Below are 22,368 nucleotides of genomic sequence, written 5' to 3' on the forward strand. Positions count from 1 at the left end.
GGGTGAACATCAACATTGTCGGAAACTATACTATTTCTCCCAGATCAAAAAAAATTTGAAGTGAAACCAGGTACAACGATATTACAAGCAGCTTTAAAGTCGGGGGTTCATCTAGGGCATAAGTGTGGTGGAAGAGGAGCTTGTTTGACCTGTAAAGTAAAAATAGATGACAACTCTGCAGTATCTCAGCCCACCAAAAGCGAGTTACAAAAATTAGGGAAAAATTTAATAAAAGCCGGAACAAGATTAGGTTGTCAAACAAAAGTACTAAAGAGATTAAAAGTCGAAGTTCCTGAAGAACCTTTAAAGGCAGTCATTCGAAAGCAATTGGCCAAACAAAAGAATGAGAGTTTCTGGGATGATTAAAAGAACGATAAAAAATCGTTCTTTTTTTATGTTTAACATCATAGATTTTAGTATTTGATTAAGAATTTGCTAAGGAAAATTTTTTATTAGCAAACTGATGAAAGTTTTTATTTTACGTCATATTGGCAAAAAAGTCTCATATATTTATACTGTCCAATTTTATGGTACGAGTCGATTTATGACTGTATGGGGAGGGATGGTTAATATCATAAGGGATATGGAGATACAAGTGTTGATTTTAATCGAGGAGGGATACTGTGGAAAAGTTTGATATCTTTAAAGATATTGCAGAACGGACAGGTGGAGACATATACATAGGTGTTGTTGGGGCCGTCCGAACAGGAAAGTCAACATTTATTAAGAAATTCATGGAATCATTAGTTATTCCTAATATTCAAAATGAAAACGACAAACTAAGAGCAACGGATGAATTACCACAAAGTGCTGCAGGACGTACAATCATGACAACTGAACCAAAATTTGTACCAAACCAAGCGGTTGAAGTCCATGTGGATGAAGGATTAGACATCAACATTCGCCTAGTCGATTGTGTTGGTTATACTGTTGAAGGCGCTAAGGGATATGAGGACGAAAATGGTCCAAGAATGGTAAATACACCATGGTTCGAAGACCCAGTTCCTTTCCAAGAAGCAGCTGAAATTGGAACAAGAAAAGTAATCCAAGATCACTCCACATTAGGTGTAGTGATGACGACCGATGGTTCGATTACAGAAATTCCAAGGGAATCCTATGTATCCGCTGAGGAAAGAGTAGTTGAAGAATTAAAAGAGGTAGGCAAACCCTTTGTCATGGTGATCAATACCACTGAACCATATTCGGAACGGGTAGATTCCCTAAGAAATGAATTAGCAGAAAAATATGATATTCCTGTTCTTGCAATGAGTGTAGCCAATATGCAAGAGGAAGATATTGTTGGTGTATTACGTGAAGTCTTATTCGAATTCCCAGTGCATGAGGTCAATGTAAATCTACCTAGCTGGGTCATGGTTTTAAATAAAGAACATTGGCTCAGAAAGAACTTTGAAGAGTCTGTTCAAGAAACGGTCAAAGATATTCGTAGATTACGTGATGTGCGCGTTGTCGTAGACCAATTTAAAAACTATGAATTTATTGCTGATGCTATATTAGCTGACATGAATATGGGCCAAGGGGTAGCAGAAATTGATTTATTTGCTCCAGATGAGCTTTATGATCAAATTTTAATGGAGATCGTTGGAGTAGAAATCAAAGGAAAAGATCATTTACTCCAACTTATGGTTGAATTTACCCATGCGAAAAAAGAATATGACAAAGTGGCAGAAGCTTTAACCATGGTGCAACAAACAGGTTATGGTATCGCTAATCCTGTTATAGAAGATATGACTTTGGACGAACCAGAATTGATCAGACAGGGTTCAAGGTTTGGTGTGCGCTTAAAAGCAACTGCACCATCTATTCATATGATTAAAGTAGATGTTGAGTCCGAGTTTGCACCGATTATCGGAACAGAAAAACAAAGTGAAGAATTATTACGGTATTTAATGCAGGATTTTGAAGATGACCCATTAAAAATGTGGGAGTCCGATATCTTTGGTAGATCATTAGCAAGTATTGTTCGTGACGGGATCCAAGCGAAACTCTCCATGATGCCAGATAATGCGAGGTATAAATTAAAAGAAACATTAGAGAGAATTATAAATGAAGGGTCAGGAGGACTCATTGCTATTATTTTATAGCAAATAAATGGAATATAATACCAAAAAGCACTCATAGTAGTGCTTTTTTTATGTCTTTCTAAAGAAAATCCTTGAAATTACAGCGTTTGTATATTACTATATGCTTGTCTATAAAAATTTTGGAAAATCCTTGTTGAAACATGTATAAATTTCTAAGAAACGGTAACACAAGGATATAACAAGATTTTTACCTTGGGAGGAGGTGAATACATTGAATAAAACGGAATTAATCGCAAAAGTTGCTGAAATGACAGAGTTAACGAAAAAGGATGCTACCAAAGCTGTAGACGCTGTATTTGCTTCTATTTCTGATGCTCTTGCTACAAACGACAAAGTTCAAATCATTGGTTTTGGTAATTTTGAAGTTCGTGAGCGTGCTGCTCGTAAAGGGCGCAACCCACAAACTGGGGAAGAAATTGAAATTGCCGCTAGCAAGGTACCTGCTTTCAAACCAGGTAAAGCATTGAAGGATGCACTTAAGTAATAATGTGTTACATACAGTAAAGAAGAGTTACACTTGTGTAACTCTTCTTTTTTGCTTTTAATATTTAATTATGCTAACATTAATTTTGCTTTTGGAGTTAGAAGGAGGCAAGATAAATGGGCGTTAATCATAAACAAATAGAAGAAGCGGTTAAAGTTATTTTAAAGTCCATTGGTGAAGACCCTGAAAGAGAAGGGTTATTAGAAACACCAGCAAGAGTGGCACGTATGTACGAGGAGATTTTCGTTGGTTTAGAACAGGATCCCAAAGATTATTTTGATGTGATTTTTAGTGAAAAACACGAGGAAGTTGTATTAGTCAAAGATATCCCTTTTTATTCTACTTGTGAACATCATTTAGTTCCTTTTTTTGGTATTGCGCATGTAGCATATATACCAAGAGATGGAAGAGTGACTGGCTTAAGTAAATTGGCTAGAGCTGTTGAAGCTGTTGCCAAAAGACCTCAGTTACAAGAAAGAATGACTGATACGATTGCGGATGCGATCATGGAAAAATTAGAACCTTTTGGAGTTTTAGTCATGATAGAAGCAGAACATATGTGTATGACGATGCGAGGAGTAAAAAAGCCTGGCTCTAAAACCGTCACAATTACTGCTAGAGGAATTTATAAAGAAGATCCGCAATTACGAAATGAAATTCTACAATTAATTCGTTCATAATGACTTGAAGGAACTGATGAATAAAAATTGGGCTTGAAAAATATAATTAATTAGATATAATAAAATATGTTGCTATTTTAGTCGGGACGTGGCGCAGCTCGGTAGCGCGCACCCTTGGGGTGGGTGAGGTCGCAGGTTCAAATCCTGTCGTTCCGACCATTCTTTCCATATACATAACCACTTCTTCAATGGGAACATTGAATGGAGTGGTTTTACATTAAATATACATAGTCTGGATAAAAGTGGGGATCAAAATGAATAATCAAGACAATTCCTTTTTTGTGATTAAAGCGAAGGAAAATGGAGTGAATGTGATCGGGCTTACTCGCGGGCAAGATACCAAATTTCACCATCTTGAGAAATTAGATCGAGGAGAAGTCATGATTGCACAATTTACTGAACATACTTCTGCGGTCAAAGTGCGAGGGAAAGCAGAAATCTTTACCCCTTATGGCATCATTTCAACTGAGGATTAAAAAAATGATTTTTTCGAACAAGCTGGAATAGCCGGCTTGTTTTTTTTGTACAATGTATTGGAGGTGTATTTCAATGCATGCATATAAACATGTTTCCAAAGGAATGGTGGCAGCTTTAACATTATCTGTGATCATTGCATTTATGATTTCTTTAATCCCCAATGCCAAAATAGCTCAAATCAATTATGATTTACCAGTCTTTAAAATACAAAAAAACATGGTGCTTTCAAATGATAATCTTGTTGATTTTATTAGCTCAATTCCCCTTCACTTACCGATCAAAAAAGTAATCTGGGACCATAATACATTGTCCGTCGATCTTACATTAACTTCTGATGAAGTACTTGATACGGAAGTTGTTTATCTAGATTTATTTACATTGATTCAAAAAGGATTTGTTGAAAAAAATAATGTTAATGAAATATTCTTACGAGTGTTTCTAAAGGACTCAGAAAAAATATTTGTTGCAACTTCAGCAAAAAAAGAAGATATTATGAATAATCGAACAATGAAATTAGGATCATCAATGTCGAATAAAGATTTCTTAGACCAATATTTTGGTTTGAATTATGGAAATGCGATCCGATAGAGAAAAAGTGGTATTGATAATTCCTGTTACCTATCAGATAATTATGTTATACTTGTGTTCGGAAGTGAATTTATGTAGTTTAAAATCTGGGGGATATCAAATGACAATGACGCATAGTACTTTCCGTAGAGAAATAGAAGAAATTGTGGCTGAGATCAATCAACTTTCTCAAAATTTGTTTATTGAAAAATATGTAACATTACCTAAAATCTCTATTTTTCGTCTTGAATTACTAAATTTATTTTTCTATTTTGCCTCTGTTCCTCAATATAAACGGAGATCTTATTGTGTAACAACAGGGCTAGTCCAATTGGGACTTGATATACATGAAACAATCACGAATCAAAAGGAATATAATGACAAAGAAGTCAGAAGAAGACAACTTTCTATCTTGGCAGGCGATTACTACAGTAGCCAATATTATTCCTTACTTTCTAAAAATAATTTAATAGACGGGGTAAAAAAATTAGCAAAAGGAATTCGAAATATCAATATTGCAAAAATGAAATTATATACGCAAAATAATGGGGAAGGTTTCCAATCAATGACCCAACTAGTAGAATTGATAAAAGTAAAAGAGAGTGATCTATACATTCAATTTGTAGACGAACTAAATTCTTCAGAGCATAAGATTTTATGGAAACGAATCATTGAAGATTTTGTGTTACTCTTTTCCCTAATCGATTTTCCCCACCTATTTGTGAATCATTTTGCAAATAAACCATTTTTTCAAAAGCATTTAATCCCAGAAAAAATAGAAGAAATGTTACAAGGACTATATAGAAACATTGAAGAAAGGATTCAAAGTATAGAGAATGGAATGGTAAAAGGAGAGTTACTATTGCTTCTAGACCAATTCTCTCATCTACTTCAACAGCCGATAAATATGGTTGAAAGAAGTTAGAAACTTCTAAGAAAATGGAGGGGGACTTTAAGTGGAAAAACAGGTTCTTATACGAGGAAAAAAGAAAGAGGAATTTGTTCATTCCGTCTTTGAAAATATTGCAAGTAAATATGACTTAATGAATACTTTGCTTAGTTTCCGTCGGCATAAAGCATGGCGGAATTTCACCATGAAGAAGATGAAAGTCCAACAAGGTGATAAAGCGCTAGACGTAGCTTGCGGTACAGCTGATTGGACGATTGCATTAGCAAAGGCTTCAAAAACTGGGAGAATCGTTGGTCTTGATTTCAGTAAAAATATGTTAAAAATTGGAAAAAAGAAAGTCCAGGAACAAGGTTTGGACAAGCAGATTGAATTAATTAATGGGAATGCAATGAAATTACCTTTTCCTGATGATACATTTGACCATGCAACCATTGGTTTTGCCTTAAGAAATGTTCCAGACATTGAAACCGTTTTATCTGAAATGCTTAGAGTAATTAAGCCAGGAGGTAAAGTAGTTTCTCTTGAATTATCTAAACCAAACTGGCCAATATTTCGTAAAATTTACTTTTTTTACTTTTATAAAATACTCCCATGGTTAGGTAAATTATTTGCAAATCGATATGAACAATATGCATGGTTACCTGAATCATTAACCAATTTTCCTGATCAACAAGAGCTTGCTGCTATTTTTGAAAAAGTAGGGATGGAAAAGGTCGAAGTCTATCCACTTACAGGCGGAATTGCTGCTCTTCATATTGGGCATAAAAAAGAAAATAGATAGATAAGAATAGATAGAAAAAAACAGAAAAGAAAGTTACCTTTCTTTATCATTAAAAAACAAGGTGAAATGAATGAAGCTTGTAGATATTTACTACAGAATGAAAAAAGATATAAATGAAATAGAAAAAGAATTATCTCGTGCGATTACAACAGATCAAGGAATATTAAATCAATCTGCTAATCATTTATTAAAAGCTGGAGGAAAGAGAATTCGTCCTGTTTTTGTGTTGTTATCTGGCCATTTTGGGCAATATGATTTTGATAAGCTGAAAAAAGTGGCTGCTGCTCTTGAATTAATACATATGGCCACCCTTGTCCACGATGATGTGATTGACGATGCAGATAAAAGGCGTGGTAAATTAACCGTAAAAGCGCAATGGGATAATAAAATTGCGATGTATACTGGTGATTATATTTTTGCCGAAGCTTTAATGTTAATTACTGAATTTGAAAACCCTGAGATTCACCAAACTCTTTCAAATGCAATTGTTCGTATGTGTGAAGGAGAAATTGAACAAATTAAAGATTTTAATAACTGGAACCAATCATTAAAACAATATTTAAGAAGGATAAAACGTAAAACTGCGCTTCTTATTGCGATTTCCTGTAAATTAGGGGGTCTAGCCAGTAATGCAGATCTCAAAACGGTAAGAAGGCTATATCAATATGGTTATAATGTAGGGATGGCTTTTCAAATTGTAGATGATATTTTAGATTTTACAGGAACAACAGAACAACTTGGAAAACCTGCTGGAAGTGACCTTCGTCAAGGTAATATTACAATACCTGCATTGTATGCATTGCATTACTCCAAGGATAAGGAAAAACTACAACGGATGGTAAAGAGTGATCACCTTCAAGAACAGATGGATGAAATGGTAGACATTGTTCGCAAGTCTGAAGGAATTGACTATTCAAAAGAGTTAGCACAAACATATATTCAAAAAGCCAAAAAAGCTTTAATGGAACTACCTAATATTAAAGAAAGAAAAACTTTATTAGAAATTAGTGATTTTATCGGAGATCGCACTTATTAGTCTTTCAAACCAAAGTTATATCGACTTTGGTTTTTTTTATCATTTGATGAATGAATTTTTCTCATAGTTGAAATAGTATGAAAAATTTGTTAAAATTTCGTTGGCATCTTACTACATTTTATGGGGGTATCAATATGGAAAGAACTTTTCTAATGGTTAAACCAGATGGTGTGCAAAGATCTTTAATTGGTAAAATCGTAGCAAAATTTGAGGAGAAAGGATTTCAGCTTATAGGTGCTAAATTGATGATGATCGATTCAGAACTAGCAGAAAAACACTATCAAGAGCATAAAGAAAAGCCTTTCTTTCCCGAATTAGTTGATTTTATAACATCTGGTCCAGTTTTTGCGATGGTTTGGGAAGGGAAAAATGTCGTACAAGTAGCGAGAAATATGATGGGGAAGACAAACCCTGCAGAAGCTGCTTCTGGAACGATTAGAGGCGATTATGGAGTTAATGTTAGTATGAATGTCATTCATGGTTCTGACTCACTAGAAAGCGCTGAACGTGAAATTCAATTATTTTTCAATGAGGAAGAACTACTTACATATAATAAGGATATCAATCGCTGGATATAAAGTTAAAAACACAGCATTTGGACAATTTTTTTACTTGATAGACTACTGTTGTAAAGTCAGTAGTCTTTTATGTTTTTATACTTGATGGAGGATTTTATCTATTTAATGGAGAATATCATTAAACAGAGATTAGATTATTGAACATTCGAGGAGAAGTAGAATGACAGCGTTAGATCAAGATTATTATCAATTTATACAAAAAATAAAGAAAAAAACGGGTATTGATTTATCTTTATATAAAGAAGCACAAATGAAAAGAAGGCTTAATTCTTTAAGAATGAAGCGAGGATACGCTAATTTTGTAGACTATTTTCATGCACTTGAGAAAGATCAACAACTTTTTGCTGAAATGTTAGATCGAATGACGATCAATGTAACCGGATTTTTTCGTAACTATAGCAGATGGAAGGTACTTACAGACAAAGTGATCCACCAATTGCCAGATCAAAGAAAAATAAAATGCTGGAGTGCAGCCTGTTCTACCGGGGAAGAACCGTATACACTGATGATGATTCTCGCGAATCATTTTCCTCATCTTCAAGTAGAACTATTGGCGACTGATTTGGATGAAGGTGCTTTAAAAAAAGCAGCAGAAGCGATTTATACGGAAAGGTCTATACAGGAAGTGCCTAAAGAGATGCTAAACAAATATTTTGTAAAACAAAATCAAGTATTGCACGTGATACCAGAAATAAAAAATAAAATAAAATTTCGCAAGCATAACCTATTATCAGATCCTTTTGACAAGAACTTTGATCTGATTATCTGTAGAAATGTGATGATCTATTTTACTGAAGAAGCGAAAAATCACTTGTACCAAAAGTTTAGTCAAGCTTTAAAACCAGGAGGAGTTCTCTTTGTTGGAAGTACTGAACAAATCTTCAATCCAGCACAATACCAATTAGAAACGATAGATACATTTTTCTATAGAAAGATAAGGTAAACTTTGTTACACTAATAGAAGATTGAAACTGAATTAGGGAGAATCAAAGATGCTGTATTTTATTATAACGATTGGATTAAGTTATCTATTCTATAGACAAGGAATTCGTTATCTATTTAAGAGTAGATTGTTATCTGACAATAGATCAGAGCATTTCGCATATATTTTTCTGATGCTTAGTGGTGTTGCTTTAGGTGAGTATTTGTCATTGACTGTGATTGAAAGCTTATTTAACTACTTAACAACTTGGGAAATGATAGTCATCACCACTTTTGTTTCTATTTCTTCTGGCGAATATGTGTATTATCGAAATAATAAGTTAGTGCAAAGAGTAGTCATGAATGAAAAAAAGTAATGTGTATAGAAAATGGTTGATTATCCTATACTGATACTAAGTAGAATTTTGTTGGAGGGTATCAGAAGATGGATAAGGATACAATTATAGAAGCTTATTATCGAGGTTTATTATCAAAGGACGAATGTACAAAAATTTTAGGGATCGATCCAACTATTTTAGAAAAAAGTACAAATCAACTAGAATACGACGTTATGAGATATATTCATTAAAGCTGACGAATCTGGATTAGTGCACCTAATCCAGATTTTTTTTGTTTTACTGTTTTAAAATATCAATGAGATATGATATATTTTAAAGAAAACTTAAGCTGGATTGAAAGAAGAAGGTAGATTATTTTCTTGAACAGGGGGAAGATGTAATGAGATTTTTAACTGCTGGTGAGTCTCATGGACCTCAGTTAACTGCAATTATCGAAGGAGTACCTAGTGGTTTCTCTATTTCGATAGAGGAAATCAATGATATTCTAAAGAAAAGACAAGGAGGATATGGTCGGGGCAGAAGAATGGAAATAGAAAATGATCAAGTCCAAATCAAAAGTGGGATTCGATTTGGGAAAACAACTGGTGCCCCAATCACTTTAGTCATAGAAAATAAAGATTATTCTCATTGGAAGAAAATCATGAGTGTTGATCAAGTGGATGATGAATCAGCGAGAAGAGTTTCTAAGCCTAGACCTGGACATGCCGATTTAAACGGTGGTTTAAAATATAACCATAGAGATTTAAGAAATATATTAGAAAGATCAAGCGCGAGGGAAACAGCGATTAGAGTGGCAGTAGGAGCATTAGTGAAACAATTACTTAAACCGTATGGTATTATTCTTATGAGTCATGTTGTTAATATTGGTGGTATTCAATCTAAAACATTTATTCAACTATCAGTAGATCGTTCTTTTGAACAACTTCAGAAACAGATCGAACAATCGGAAGTAAGATGCGCAGAAGAAATAGAAAGTAATTTAATGATAAAGAAAATAGATGAAGCAAAAGAGATAGGGGACTCAATCGGGGGTATCGTAGAAGTCGTTGCTTTAGGACTACCGATTGGATTAGGAAGTCATGTTCATTGGGATCTGAAGCTTGATGGTAAGATAGCTCAATCCATTTTAAGTATTCAAGCGTTTAAAGGTGTAGAAATAGGAATGGGTTTTAAAGTAGCAAATCTACCTGGTTCTATGGTTCATGATGAAATTTTATGGTCAGAAGAGAAGGGTTTTTATCGTTCAACGAATCGGGCTGGAGGGATTGAAGGTGGTATGACTACGGGTGAACCTTTAATTGTAAGAGGCGTTATGAAGCCAATTCCTACGTTATATAAGCCATTACAAAGTGTTGATATCGACACAAAAGAAGCTTTCGCAGCAAGCATAGAGCGCTCAGATGCTTGTGCCGTTCCTGCAGCTAGTATTGTTGCCGAGCATGTGATCGCTTGGGAATTGGCAAATGCCTTTTTTGAAAAATTTTCAGGAGATTCTTATGAAGAAATTACGCATCAATACCAAATTTACAAAGAACAGATAAGGAAGTATTGATATGAAGACGATTAGAATCGAAACAACTAACCATGCTTATCCAGTCCTCATTGGTTCGAAAATCATAAACCAGTTGTCTAAATTACTAATACAAACTGGAATCAGTCAAAAAACGAAAATATTAATTATTTCTGATGAAAATGTTGCCCCTCTTTATTTGCAAGTTGTGGTTGACCAATTAAACAAATTTGATGCCATCTCTTATGTGGTTCCTGCAGGGGATGTTTCAAAGGCCATCGGAGAAGTTGAAAAGATCATCACTTATGCTATACAACATGGGTTAGATCGTTCTTCTGTCATTTTGGCTTTAGGCGGAGGAGTCATTGGTGATTTAGCTGGATTTGTTGCCTCTATTTACATGCGAGGAATTCGTTATGTTCAATGTCCAACTACCATACTGGCACACGACAGTAGTGTTGGTGGCAAAGTAGGTATAAATCATGCTTTAGGAAAAAATTTAATCGGTTCTTTCTATCAACCACAATTTGTTTTATATGATACTTCTTTTTTGACTACCTTACCAACGAGAGAAGTCCGCTCTGGTTTAGTGGAAGTATTGAAGCATGGATTGATTGCAGATCGGCAATTTGTGGATTGGTTGGAGAAAAACGCAGATTCTCTCCTACATCTTGATCAAGAGGCAGTAAGCTATGCTCTTAAACAAGGAATTAAAATTAAAGCTGATATTGTAATGGAAGATGAAAAAGAACAAGGGATTAGAGCAATCTTAAATTTTGGCCATACATTAGGACATGTGATAGAAACACTTTCAAATTATCAATATCTGCATGGGGAGGCAGTAGCAATTGGGATGTTTTTTGCGGCCAAATTAGCTGCAAAACTTGGATGGTTAAGTAAAGAAGAAGAGGCATTTTATCAACATCTTCTTCAAAAATTTAAATGTAAAACTTCTATTCCAAAAGAATATGATACAAACCAAATGATGAATATTATGTTGAGAGACAAAAAATTTAAAAATGGCCAAATTCGAATGGTATTGCCTATTGCCATCGGCCAGGTAAAAATTGAAGAAAATATTGATCAAAAGTTTATATCTGAGACATTAAATGAATTAAAAAGATAGAAGAAAAGGAAGATCAATTATTTATAGATTTTAATATAGTAAAGTGATAAAATTAAACATTGAAATGAGGTGAAAGAAATGATTTTAAATCCTGAATTAAAGGAGATCCCAATCTACCAACCTGGTAAACCGATCGAAGACGTACAAGAAGAATTAGGTCTTACAAATGTTATGAAATTAGCATCAAATGAAAATCCTTTTGGTGCCTCAAAACGGATTCGAGAACGGATCATGAAAGAACTAGAGATGATCACGATTTATCCTGATGGTGCAGGTAGAAATTTAAAAGAACGAATTGCTGATTTATATCATATTGCTCCAGAACAGATTATTTTAGGAAATGGCTCTGATGAAATCATACAATATCTTTCAAGGGCTTATCTTAATTCAAATACTGAGGTGATCATGGCTACCCCTACATTTCCTATGTACAAAACGAATGCTTTAATGGAAGGGGCAAAAGTGATCGAAATCCCTTTAGTAGAAGGAAGACATGATTTAGAGAAAATGGCTGAGGTAATCTCCGAAAAGACAGCTTTAATTTGGATCTGTAACCCAAATAATCCTACGGGAACGATCATATCAGAGCAAGAACTTATTTCTTTTCTCGACTTTGTACCAAAAGATAACCTAGTCATCCTAGATGAAGCATATGCTGAATATGTAACTGATCAAACATACCCTGATTCTTTACAACTTCTATCTAAATACCCAAATTTTATGATATTACGTACCTTTTCCAAAATATATGGTTTGGCTTCACTTCGGATTGGTTATGGTATTTCAAATCTAAAGGTGATTCAAGATTTATTAAGAATTAAGGAACCTTTTAATGCCAACCGTTTTGCTCAAGTAAGTGCTGAAGAGGCCATTTTGGATCAGGAATTTATTCAATATTGCAAAGAACAGAACGAGAAAAATAAACAATATTTTTTAGATGAACTTCAACAACTTGGTTTTTCTTATTTTCCATCAGAAACCAATTTTGTTCTTGTAAATGTGAACACAGATGATCAGCTAGTCTTTCAGAAACTTTTAGAAGAAGGAATTATCATTAGGGCTGGGTCCAAACTTGGCTTTCCAGGTTGGATACGTGTGACCATTGGCACAAAAGAACAAATGGAAAAAGTAGTGGATACTTTAAAACAATTTGCTTAATAAAATATTTGTATAGGCAGGGGAGTTTATGAATCAGATTATTCATCCCATTACATCGATTAAAGGGTCTATTGAGGTACCTGGAGATAAGTCGATTTCTCATCGAGCTGTGATGCTTGGTGCCCTTTCCCTTGGGAATACCCATATTCATGGTTTTTTAAATGGAGAAGATTGTTTAAGCACAATAAGGGTATTTCGACAATTAGGTGTGGAAATTGATAGAGTTGCTGAGACTTCATATATTATTAAGGGAAAGGGTCTTAATCAATTACAAGAGCCAAAATATGTTCTTGATGTAGGAAATTCTGGGACAACAATACGCTTAACTGCTGGTATCTTAGCTGGGCAACCCTTTCATAGTGTACTTATTGGAGATGACTCTATCTTAAAACGTCCGATGAAACGGATCAAGGAACCCCTTTCTTTAATGGGAGCCAAAATAGATGGTCGGGAAGAGGGAAAATATGCGCCCCTATCTATTAGAGGCGGCAAATTAAAAGGAATCGCCTACCATTCACCAGTAGCCAGCGCTCAAGTAAAATCAGCAATTCTATTTGCTGGATTATTTGCAGATCAGAAAACAACAGTGATCGAGCCATTTCAATCTAGAGATCACAGTGAAAATATGTTGCTTCAGTTTGGAGCAAAATTAGAAAAAGCAAACCAAGAAGTGACCATTTGGCCAAGTCCAAGATTAGAAGGCCAAGAAGTAAATATACCCGGTGATTTTTCTTCTGCAGCTTTTTTTATAGCTGCCGCTCTTTTAGTTCCAAATAGTTTATTAAGAATAAAGAATATCGGATTAAATCCGACAAGAATTGGTTTTCTACAAGCAATGCAACAAATGAATGGCCAAATAGAAATATTAAATTTACACTATGAAGGAAATGAATCTGTAGGTGATATTCTTGTTAAATCTAGTAATCTACAGGGAATAACCATCTCGGGGGATTGGATTCCAAAAATTATTGATGAATTACCTTTATTTGCGGTTGTTGCAACACAAGCAGAAGGGATAACAAAAGTAACGAATGCAGAAGAGTTAAGGGTTAAAGAAAGTGATCGAATTTCCACCATTGCCAATGAATTGCGCCAAGTAGGGGTCAAAGTAGAAGAGTTAACAGATGGGTTTGTTATCGAGGGTAAGCAAAGGATACAAGGAGGTCAGGTATCTACCCATGGTGATCATCGGATCGGAATGGCAATGGCTATAGCTGGGTTGATTGCAAAGGAGCCTATTATTATTCAGCAGGCAGAAGCCGTTAATATTTCTTATCCCCAGTTTTTTGAACATTTGCGCCAAATATCAACAATTAAGTGAATATATGAAGAAATCTATTGACGAATCAATTTATTTAAAGCTATTCTAAAAATAAGAGATAAACATATAGTATGAGAGTGGAAACTTTAAAGGGGGGATTCTTGGGATGACAGATTCTCAGGTAATCCGGGAGATAAAAGATGGTCAAATTGAGCTGTATTCCATCTTGATTCAAAGATATGAAAAGAAAATACAAGCTTTTATCCTGCAATTACTTCGAACGTATCGAATGGAGGCCTATGCAGAGGATATATGCCAAGAAACCTTCTACAAAGCATTTAAGAGTTTAGATACATTTAGAGATGAAGAGGCAACTTTTTCTACTTGGTTATATACGATTGCTAGAAATACCACATTAAGTGAAATTAGAAAATCTAAACATTCAGAGTTGTTTTTGGATGAAACAGTACAAACTTCTCAAGTTTCACTTAATTTATTACCAGAACAAGAGTTATTAAGGAATGAAAGCGTACAAAAAGTAAGAGAAGCGATCAACTGTTTACCTGAAAAGCAAAGATCAGCTCTCATTCTAAGAGAATATGAGCAAATGGATTATAAAGAAATTGCTCAAATTTTAAATTCGACTGTTAGCTCGGTAAAATCATTATTATTTAGAGCAAGGGGAAGTATTAAATCCCAATTAGAGACTTACGTACATAATGAACATCAATGGTCTGATATGAAGGGATGAAAGGATAACATGGATAGGATCCAACCAATTGAAAAAAGTGATCTATCAAGGAAAGTGATGGAAAGGATTATCAATGAAAATAGATGGGCTGTCCCGGTTCATGAACAGCCTATTACCAATCATAAGAGCACGATAAACATTGGTTCTTTGATTGCTATTGTTTTCCTTATTGGGGTTGTTCTTAGTTTTCTATTTTTAAAACCTAGCCCTAATACGTATACCCCATCTGCACCGAATGATTCATTTATATCGATTATAAAATCAACCGACTTCGCTAAATCCTTTACTAACCTAGGTTTTTCTGAAATCCAAGAAGGAATGGTAGCAAGTATAGGTGAACCAAAGCTTTATCATCCACATGAAAATGATCAAACAAAATTACAACTTTTTCTTGTAATCATTATTTTGGGTTTATCGATGATCACTTTATTGATGAATTGGATCTCAAATGAAGATAAGAACTCTAACCACACTTGAAGAAGTGTGGTTTTTTATATATGATGAGTGTAACAATCCAATATTAAGCAATATTAAGGAGTGCAATTTTATGCCGCAGTCTTTTTCCGAGCGCATTGCAGATATGGTTCAGCAATTTAAAAGTGGAAATATTGAAGAAGGATTAACTCTTTTAAAAAGTATTGATGTACATAAGCTAAATTCAGAAGAAAAAATAGATATCATAAAGATTCATTTATTTTTAGGGCATGTTGAGGATGCCAAGGATATGCTTCAACAGATTAAAGATCAGATTCAGCCAATTGAATTAAATAGATTACAAGCTGAAATCTTTTATAAAGAAGGGGATTATGACCAGGCACTAGAATTAATGCATCAAATTATTAGTCTTGATCCCACAGATGATGATTATGTTTTTTTATCCCAACTTTATTTTGATGAAGGGTTACCAGAAGTGGCTTATCGATATATTAACAAAGCAATTGAAGAAAATAAGGAGATTCCCTTTTATTATTATCAGAAAGGGTTATACGCTTTTGAATTAGGTGATTTTGAGTCTGCAATTGAAGGCTTTAGACAGGCAACTGAACTAGATGGAGAAGAACCTTTATATTTTTTAGCATTAGGTGAAGCTGAATATAGTATTGGACATTTTGATGAAGCATTACACCACTACGAAGAGGTTCTTAAAAGGTATCCTGATCAAGAGGAGGCTTTATACCTAAAAGGAATGTTACTTGTTCAGATCGGTCAAATTTCTGAAGGGATTATAGCTTTAAAAAGGGTCGCAGAATTACAACCAGAAAATTTAGAGGTTTTGACCTCTTTGGCTGATGCCTATGAAAGGGAACATGAACATGAACAGGCACTTCAGAAATTAGAGAAGATATTAAGTATCGATGAATACTTTTTACCTGCTTTAAAAAGAATAGGGAAAATTTATTTACACCAGGAAGAATGGGAAAAAGCAAAAGAAATTCTATATAAAGCGTTGGAAATTGATCCGGATGATCTAAATTTACATTTGATGTATGCCAAAATAATTAAAGCATATGGAGATGTTAAAGAGGCTATCCAGCAATATGAAATGATATATCATGAATTTTCAGATGAAGAAATTTGTCATGATTTAGGTGATTTGTATTTTAAAAATGGTGAAATAGAAAAAGCGATTGAGTGTTATGAAAAACAGATCGAAATAGAGCCTGACCCAAAAATATTGACACAATTAGCTGCTTGTTATGCAGAAACAAAGCAGTATAATAAGGCATTATCAATGATAGAACAATCTTTAGCAATAGATCCTACACAGGTACAACTGAACGTGATTAAGGAACAACTCTTACAATTATTAAAAGACCAAGAGTAGATTTTGGTCTTTTTTTGATATTAAATGGAATATTTATTGTTAAATCATGGCAATAATAGTAAAAATACAGGCCATGGAGATGATCACATTGAATCTTAATGAAATGTTAATCTATGCAGATATACAGCATATCAATAAAATTGTTGACCATTATCAATGTCAATGTGACCGCCATTCTAAAACAGAGATGATTCAATCCATTATTTATACTCTTTTTCAAAATAAAACATTGGAGGAAATGATCGATCAACTAACTGATATAGAACGCACTTTTGTTCAATTATTATATTTAGACTCACGAACCAAATACACAATCGAAGATTTATTAGCAAAAGGAAAACAAGCAATTGAACTTCAACAATCAAATGAAAAACCAAGAGAAATTGTATTAACAGCATTGAAAAAAGGTTGGATCTTTCAAGGAGTGGGGAAGAAACATTTACTGATCTATTTAGTACCCGAAGACCTAAAAAAGAAAATATTACAATCACTTATTCGAAAATTACAAAAACAAGTGTTTGTGAAAGAGGAAATCCCTTTTTACCGTGATGAGATAGATCTTTTATTTTCTGATTTACTCACCTTTCTAAATACAATACTCAAAGAGGATATCTATCTAACAAATGAAGGGAACATCTACAAAAGACAGCAATATGCCATTTTTCAGTCCTTTATCATACCTGAGGAGCCTTTAAAACGACAAGCATTTCGTTTTGGATATGGTAGAAGGTATGATGAATATCCAGACCGTTTCTCGTTGCTGTATGATTATGCATATTATCAAAAATGGATTGATGAAGGAGAAAAAGGTTTTTTAGGCTTAACCACATTAGGAATCCAATGGGTTGAACGATCACATCAACGAATGAAGGAAAGCAAGAAACTATATCAATTTTGGGTTCGTTTATATAAACATCCCATTCCCTTTTTGCCTTTGATCGTTCGTTTTATCGATCTGATGTCATATCAACAATGGGTACGTTTAGATCATTTACAAGAGTTAACTCTCTTTTGGTTGAAAGACCATTATTATGAAAAAAAAGAACAGATTTTTCAAGAACGAATCATCAAAATGATGCTACATCTTGGTCTCATTCAATTAGGAAATGATGATGGGATTCCATTTTTACGTGTAACGGAAGAAGGACATCACTGGATTAATGACTTTGAGAGTTTTGAGGCAAAGGAGATCGTATATTAAGTTCCAAAACTTTTCTGACACTTTTTTAAAAAAAGGAAAGGAAATCTTGCTATTTTTCGAATATAATATAAAAACACAAACATATTTATATGATAGGAGGTAGGCACTATGATGATCACAGTGAATGACAAAAAAGATTTTATTAAATGGTTTTTAAGTTCGTACACATTAGCAAAAAAAGAAGCAGCTTGGCTACTTACTTATATCGCTTCAAATGATAAAATATTAGAAAAAGTACATTTCGTTGAAGACATTCATGACCTACCCAAATCTTTATTTATTTCATCTGAGTGTGTTACATTAACACCTTTTAAGTTTTACAAAAAAAATCGTGTCACTCCTGATGTAGAGGCAGCATTCTTAGATATTCGTTCTAATCCAGAGGAAGAAATATATATCGGTTTATTTTTTAAAGACCGGGAAAACTCCCCGGAATATGCCGCGGTATTGGAGGGAAATCCGATGGAAAGACAAAACCTTGTGAAGGATTCTTTGCTGGATCTTATGGCGGAGATGGTCTTGGATAAGGCGGTTCGTCAGTTTAATAAGGAGCAATTATACGCGGCAATCGATGTGGCTTTAATCAAAGGTGATAAAGAAACCTTTATAGAACTAACCAATCAACTTAAACAATTATTAAATGAAGAAGAAAAATAAATTTTCTAAACCTGGGTATCCTTTATACTCAGGTTTTTTCTGTTTGCTTCAATATTATGGGTTTTGTGTTAAAATAGAGTGGATATTTTTTCTACTTAGTTGAGAGGAGTAATACGATGCAGTACATATGGAATTCGATTCAATCCTATTTAGAAAAACGATGGTTTCTAATCTCATTAATTGTGATTAATTTTTTAGGTTCGATTTATGGATTTTATTGGTACAAAAATCAACTTATGGCCTCCCCAAAAAAATGGATCATTTTTGTACCTGATAGCCCAACATCTAGTACTTTTTTTACTTTGTTTCTTATCCTTTTCCTTTTTAAAAAGAAAGCCCCTCTAATCGAAGCAATTGCAGCACTAACTTCCTTCAAATATGGAATATGGGCGGTAGCGATGATTATTTGGGGTGCATTAGCAAAAGATCACTCATTAATTCATCTTATTACAATCCAATCGATTACATGGATTGATGTGATGTTAATAATTTCCCATTTAGGAATGGCATTTGAAGCAATTTTATATGTCAAGAAGTATTCCTTTGGCATAACCGAACTTCTTATCTCAGGGGTATGGATTATCATCAATGATTTTGTTGATTATACTCAGGATGTACATCCATGGTTACCGGAAAGCATTAGTCAAATCGATCATGTTGTAGGGAAATATACACTTGCTCTAAGTCTATTTACTTTTTTATTATTTTTCACTTTAAGGAGAAACAAAGCATAAAGTCGTACAACCCCTAATAGTATAGGATAAGGGGTGAATCGGATGTTTAATAAAAATTATGGTGTCATGGTTATAGCGATAATCTTCTTTTTCTTTCAATTATATATACCATTCGTTCATGCTTCAGAGACAGAAGAGAGCAAATTACAAGAATTGCAAAGATTATCGCAAATATTCTATGAAAAAGTAAAGATAAAAGAGTACGCAGCTGCAAAAGGGGAACTTGTAAAGTTGTCACTCTTATTTCCTACCATCTCCTATAAGGGGTTAACCACTACAGAAGGAATTGAAGCAATATCAGCAGTCATCATCCACTCAAAAAAAGAACTTGCTGCTATTTCACCAAATGAAAAATCTATTCTCTATTCAGCGACACAATTGTATCTAGCGATAGATGCTCTTACTCACCCGTTACAACCTTATTGGCATCGTTACTATTCGGTAATTAATAAAGATTTAAATACAATCGAGCAAAAAATAAAAAGTAAAGATGCAAAACAAATAGAAGTAGCCTATACTCATTTTCAAAATGACTATCTCTTAATTAGGCCAGCTATTATCGTAGTGAAGCCTCCGTATGTTGTTGAAAGAACTGATTCATTGATTAAGGCACTGGTTAGCCAACAAGTAGATCAAAATAAGGAAATCCTTCTCAATCAATTACGAACAAATATAAATCAATTATTTTATGGTGATGGAAAAGAAACATGGGTTAACTATATGGGGGAAAATACGATTTGGAGAACATCTGTTGGAATGGGTATTACAATCTTTATAGCCTTAAGCTATGTAATCTGGCGTAAGTTTAAAGGAGTTCGTTATTCAACTTAAAAATAAACTTATTTAAATTACATTAGAATTTCAGGAAATCAGGTGGGGGAGTTACTCCACCTGATTTTGCTATTTTATTTTTTTTCAAATCCTTCACCTAACACATCATGAACGTTATTGACAACCACAAAAGCTTTTGGGTCGATGGAATGAATTAAATATTTTAATCGTGTTAATTCATTTCTACTAATCACACAGTAGAGAACCTCTTTATCACTTCCAGTGTATCCACCTTTTCCTTTCAAAATGGTTGCACCTCGGTCCATTTCCTTTATGATTTTTGATGAGATTTCTGGTACATGATCCGAAATAATTGTGGCAGCTTTTGCTGCATAAGCTCCTTCTTGTACAAAATCGATAATTCTAGCCCCAACAAAAACAGCAACTAATGTATACATTGCTTTTTCCCTTCCAATATAAAAATAGGAAGCAGCGATGACAAAGGCATCAAAAATAAACATCGTACGACCCATGCCCCAACCAAAGTACTTATGAGCTAATCTAGCAATAATATCTGCACCTCCAGTTGTCCCGCCATAACGGAAAATAATGCCTAAACCAACTCCTACGGACACACCTGCATATAGGGAGGCAAGAAGTAGATCAAGAACAGGTTCTCGAAAATCCTCTGTTAACCATAGGAATAAAGAGACTAAAACAGTGGCAATGATGGTGTAAATCATTGAATTGCGGCCAAGCTTCATCCAACCAATAATGAATAAAGGAATGTTTAAGATAAGGATTACAACACTTGGAGACCAACCAAAGATGTAGTTCAGTAATAAAGAAATCCCAGTAAAGCCACCCTCCGACAAACGATTAGCAATTGTAAAATAATTAAGACCAAAGGCAAAAATGAAGGCTCCGATTGCAATAAAAAAAAGATTCTTAAGATGATAGCTCAAATTTTTAATACTTAAGTTCATAGGACAACTCCTCATGTCAAAATCATTCTCATTATACAAATAATCTCTCGTCAAATGCAAGAATTTCCCATATCTATTGATTTATAAGAAAAAATTGGGTACGATAACGTTATTAAAAATATTGATGAAATGGACACTAGAATACACCGAACTAGTGCTTCAGTCATATATTATCTTATACAAAGGGCTACAGCTAGCAAAAAGGTGTGAAGGCAAATGAGTTCAGGAAGAAAATATCTTTTAGAAGCCTATCATGCCATATTCCAAAATGATTTTCAAAAAGCGATTGATGCTTTTAATAAAGCCATTCGGTGTGAACCAACAAATGCTTCATATTATTACAAATTATCTATCACTTACTCTAGAAATGGAGATATGAAAGAAGCAATAGAAGCAGCCAAAAAAGCTTGCGAACTCCAGTATAACCTAACCTATAGGTACCATCTTCAAATCTTACAGGCCAAAAATCTAGTCATGGTTGCAGTAGATTTGATGAAAAAAGGGATACTTACAGAAGAAATTGAAAATATATTGATTCAAGCTAAAACACTGGATCCTTTAAATATTGAGGCTTACCTTATCTTAGGTATCTATTATGGTGAAAAACAACGACTATCGCAAGCTATAAAGGAATTTAATATGGTATTTGGATTAGATCCATTTCATCAACAAGCAAAAGAACTACGTGAATATTATTCTAAATTGTACAAAGAGGGTGATTGAATGAGCAAAATGAAAGTAATGGTCGCTGGAGCGAATGGCAAGATGGGTCAAGAGGTAGTCAAGATGGTATTAAATGATGAGGAATTAGAATATGTTGGCGGAGTCGATCCAACTGGATCTGATTGTTATCGAACGCTTGAAGAGGGAATCATTGCTGGAAGGCCAGATGTCTATGTTGATTTTACAACGCCACATGTTGTTAAAAAAAATATAGAAATCGCTATGCAAATGGGGGTTAGCCCAGTTGTTGGAACCACTGGGCTTTCTCAAGAGGAAATTTCAACTTTGGACAAGCTAGCGAAAGAGCTTGACATTGGTGGTTTAATTGCCCCAAATTTTGCAATAGGTGCCGTTTTAATGATGAGATTTTCAGAAATCGCAGCAAAATACATGCCCCATGTTGAAATCATTGAAATGCACCATAATCAAAAACTTGATGCACCATCGGGTACGGCAATAAAAACAGCTGAACTGATTAGCAAAAGTAGAAAGAAAATTTACCAAGGTCACTCTGATGAAAAAGAGGTTTTAAAAGGTGCACGAGGTGGGGAATATTCAGGTTTTCGCATTCACAGTGTAAGACTTCCTGGTCTGATTGCTCATCAAGAAGTGATTTTTGGTGACTTAGGTCAGACTTTAACCATTCGTCATGATTCTATTCATCGAGAGTCTTTTATGCCAGGAGTGAATTTAGCCATTAAAAAAGTAAAAAGTTTAAGCGGCATAGTTTATGGATTAGAACATTTATTAGATTAGTCAAGAAATCAAAA

General features: G+C 34.2%; 27 protein-coding genes and 1 tRNA gene. 27 read left to right on the forward strand and 1 reads right to left on the reverse strand.

Annotation, left to right across the window (positions count from 1 at the left end):
- The first annotated feature begins 15 nt into the window (after nt 1-15).
- The 25 genes from BEN26_RS08670 to BEN26_RS08790 all read left to right on the forward strand — a co-directional run bounded on the left by BEN26_RS08670 (nt 16) and on the right by BEN26_RS08790 (nt 19,949).
- On the forward strand, nt 16-366 hold the full coding sequence (locus tag BEN26_RS08670) for a 2Fe-2S iron-sulfur cluster-binding protein (protein WP_069798112.1): 351 nt from the start codon (nt 16-18) through the stop codon (nt 364-366).
- A 257-nt stretch (nt 367-623) separates the two neighbouring features.
- Nucleotides 624-2,102 (forward strand): stage IV sporulation protein A, encoded by a 1,479-nt coding sequence (gene spoIVA, locus BEN26_RS08675; RefSeq protein ID WP_069798114.1) that lies wholly within the window; start codon nt 624-626, stop codon nt 2,100-2,102.
- 211 nt (nt 2,103-2,313) lie between these two features.
- Nucleotides 2,314-2,586, forward strand: a complete 273-nt coding sequence (locus BEN26_RS08680) for an HU family DNA-binding protein (RefSeq protein WP_068724395.1) — start codon at nt 2,314-2,316, stop codon at nt 2,584-2,586.
- Nucleotides 2,587-2,702: 116 nt separating this feature from the next.
- Complete coding sequence (folE, locus tag BEN26_RS08685; RefSeq protein ID WP_068724393.1) at nt 2,703-3,266, forward strand: GTP cyclohydrolase I FolE; 564 nt, start codon at nt 2,703-2,705, stop codon at nt 3,264-3,266.
- A gap of 82 nt (nt 3,267-3,348) precedes the next feature.
- Nucleotides 3,349-3,425: transfer RNA gene (locus BEN26_RS08690), tRNA-Pro, on the forward strand.
- A 95-nt stretch (nt 3,426-3,520) separates the two neighbouring features.
- Nucleotides 3,521-3,742 carry a trp RNA-binding attenuation protein MtrB gene (gene mtrB / locus BEN26_RS08695; RefSeq protein WP_068724391.1) on the forward strand — a complete coding sequence of 74 codons (222 nt, stop codon included), beginning with the start codon at nt 3,521-3,523 and terminating at the stop codon, nt 3,740-3,742.
- A gap of 73 nt (nt 3,743-3,815) precedes the next feature.
- Entirely contained in the window at nt 3,816-4,331 is a 516-nt protein-coding gene (locus tag BEN26_RS08700; protein WP_069798116.1) for a hypothetical protein, read from the forward strand.
- Between the two features lie 100 nt (nt 4,332-4,431).
- A complete protein-coding gene (locus BEN26_RS08705; protein ID WP_069798118.1) occupies nt 4,432-5,235 on the forward strand; it encodes a heptaprenyl diphosphate synthase component 1 in 804 nt (267 codons plus the stop codon).
- Between the two features lie 31 nt (nt 5,236-5,266).
- Nucleotides 5,267-6,001, forward strand: coding sequence for a demethylmenaquinone methyltransferase (locus BEN26_RS08710; RefSeq protein WP_304650437.1), 735 nt, complete (start codon nt 5,267-5,269; stop codon nt 5,999-6,001).
- Between the two features lie 70 nt (nt 6,002-6,071).
- A complete protein-coding gene (gene hepT / locus BEN26_RS08715; RefSeq protein ID WP_069798120.1) occupies nt 6,072-7,037 on the forward strand; it encodes a heptaprenyl diphosphate synthase component II in 966 nt (321 codons plus the stop codon).
- Between the two features lie 134 nt (nt 7,038-7,171).
- Nucleotides 7,172-7,615 (forward strand): nucleoside-diphosphate kinase, encoded by a 444-nt coding sequence (ndk, locus tag BEN26_RS08720; RefSeq protein WP_069798122.1) that lies wholly within the window; start codon nt 7,172-7,174, stop codon nt 7,613-7,615.
- A 160-nt stretch (nt 7,616-7,775) separates the two neighbouring features.
- Nucleotides 7,776-8,558, forward strand: a complete 783-nt coding sequence (locus BEN26_RS08725) for a CheR family methyltransferase (protein WP_069798124.1) — start codon at nt 7,776-7,778, stop codon at nt 8,556-8,558.
- A 49-nt stretch (nt 8,559-8,607) separates the two neighbouring features.
- Entirely contained in the window at nt 8,608-8,913 is a 306-nt protein-coding gene (locus tag BEN26_RS08730; RefSeq protein WP_069798126.1) for a hypothetical protein, read from the forward strand.
- A 68-nt stretch (nt 8,914-8,981) separates the two neighbouring features.
- Nucleotides 8,982-9,125 (forward strand): hypothetical protein, encoded by a 144-nt coding sequence (locus tag BEN26_RS08735; protein WP_181482252.1) that lies wholly within the window; start codon nt 8,982-8,984, stop codon nt 9,123-9,125.
- Nucleotides 9,126-9,274: 149 nt separating this feature from the next.
- Nucleotides 9,275-10,447 carry a chorismate synthase gene (gene aroC, locus BEN26_RS08740; RefSeq protein WP_069798128.1) on the forward strand — a complete coding sequence of 391 codons (1,173 nt, stop codon included), beginning with the start codon at nt 9,275-9,277 and terminating at the stop codon, nt 10,445-10,447.
- Nucleotide 10,448: 1 nt separating this feature from the next.
- Complete coding sequence (gene aroB / locus BEN26_RS08745) at nt 10,449-11,531, forward strand: 3-dehydroquinate synthase (RefSeq protein WP_069798130.1); 1,083 nt, start codon at nt 10,449-10,451, stop codon at nt 11,529-11,531.
- Between the two features lie 78 nt (nt 11,532-11,609).
- Complete coding sequence (gene hisC / locus BEN26_RS08750) at nt 11,610-12,689, forward strand: histidinol-phosphate transaminase (RefSeq protein WP_069798132.1); 1,080 nt, start codon at nt 11,610-11,612, stop codon at nt 12,687-12,689.
- A 28-nt stretch (nt 12,690-12,717) separates the two neighbouring features.
- Nucleotides 12,718-14,010 (forward strand): 3-phosphoshikimate 1-carboxyvinyltransferase, encoded by a 1,293-nt coding sequence (gene aroA, locus BEN26_RS08755; RefSeq protein ID WP_069798134.1) that lies wholly within the window; start codon nt 12,718-12,720, stop codon nt 14,008-14,010.
- A 106-nt stretch (nt 14,011-14,116) separates the two neighbouring features.
- Entirely contained in the window at nt 14,117-14,701 is a 585-nt protein-coding gene (locus BEN26_RS08760; protein ID WP_069798136.1) for an RNA polymerase sigma factor, read from the forward strand.
- A gap of 9 nt (nt 14,702-14,710) precedes the next feature.
- Nucleotides 14,711-15,178 carry a hypothetical protein gene (locus BEN26_RS08765; protein WP_069798138.1) on the forward strand — a complete coding sequence of 156 codons (468 nt, stop codon included), beginning with the start codon at nt 14,711-14,713 and terminating at the stop codon, nt 15,176-15,178.
- A 70-nt stretch (nt 15,179-15,248) separates the two neighbouring features.
- Nucleotides 15,249-16,526: a tetratricopeptide repeat protein gene (locus tag BEN26_RS08770; RefSeq protein WP_069798140.1), complete on the forward strand. Its 1,278-nt coding sequence runs from the start codon at nt 15,249-15,251 to the stop codon at nt 16,524-16,526.
- An 88-nt stretch (nt 16,527-16,614) separates the two neighbouring features.
- Nucleotides 16,615-17,727: a hypothetical protein gene (locus BEN26_RS08775; RefSeq protein ID WP_069798142.1), complete on the forward strand. Its 1,113-nt coding sequence runs from the start codon at nt 16,615-16,617 to the stop codon at nt 17,725-17,727.
- A 108-nt stretch (nt 17,728-17,835) separates the two neighbouring features.
- Nucleotides 17,836-18,384 (forward strand): ReoY family proteolytic degradation factor, encoded by a 549-nt coding sequence (locus BEN26_RS08780; protein ID WP_069798144.1) that lies wholly within the window; start codon nt 17,836-17,838, stop codon nt 18,382-18,384.
- 116 nt (nt 18,385-18,500) lie between these two features.
- Nucleotides 18,501-19,118 (forward strand): DUF1405 domain-containing protein, encoded by a 618-nt coding sequence (locus BEN26_RS08785; RefSeq protein WP_068724353.1) that lies wholly within the window; start codon nt 18,501-18,503, stop codon nt 19,116-19,118.
- A gap of 42 nt (nt 19,119-19,160) precedes the next feature.
- Nucleotides 19,161-19,949: a sporulation protein YpjB gene (locus tag BEN26_RS08790; protein WP_069798146.1), complete on the forward strand. Its 789-nt coding sequence runs from the start codon at nt 19,161-19,163 to the stop codon at nt 19,947-19,949.
- A 74-nt stretch (nt 19,950-20,023) separates the two neighbouring features.
- Here the strand turns inward: BEN26_RS08790 and BEN26_RS08795 are convergent, their stop codons facing one another.
- On the reverse strand, nt 20,024-20,875 hold the full coding sequence (locus BEN26_RS08795; RefSeq protein WP_069798148.1) for a YitT family protein: 852 nt from the start codon (nt 20,873-20,875) through the stop codon (nt 20,024-20,026).
- Between the two features lie 216 nt (nt 20,876-21,091).
- Between BEN26_RS08795 and BEN26_RS08800 the strand changes: the two genes are divergently transcribed.
- Both BEN26_RS08800 and dapB read left to right on the forward strand, forming a co-directional pair.
- On the forward strand, nt 21,092-21,598 hold the full coding sequence (locus tag BEN26_RS08800) for a tetratricopeptide repeat protein (RefSeq protein ID WP_069798150.1): 507 nt from the start codon (nt 21,092-21,094) through the stop codon (nt 21,596-21,598).
- Nucleotides 21,599-22,354: a 4-hydroxy-tetrahydrodipicolinate reductase gene (gene dapB, locus BEN26_RS08805; protein WP_069798152.1), complete on the forward strand. Its 756-nt coding sequence runs from the start codon at nt 21,599-21,601 to the stop codon at nt 22,352-22,354.
- Nucleotides 22,355-22,368: the final 14 nt, after the last annotated feature.

Origin of the sequence: Tepidibacillus sp. HK-1 (assembly GCF_001748485.2) — a bacterium.
In the GTDB taxonomy this organism is placed as follows: domain Bacteria; phylum Bacillota; class Bacilli; order Tepidibacillales; family Tepidibacillaceae; genus Tepidibacillus_B; species Tepidibacillus_B infernus.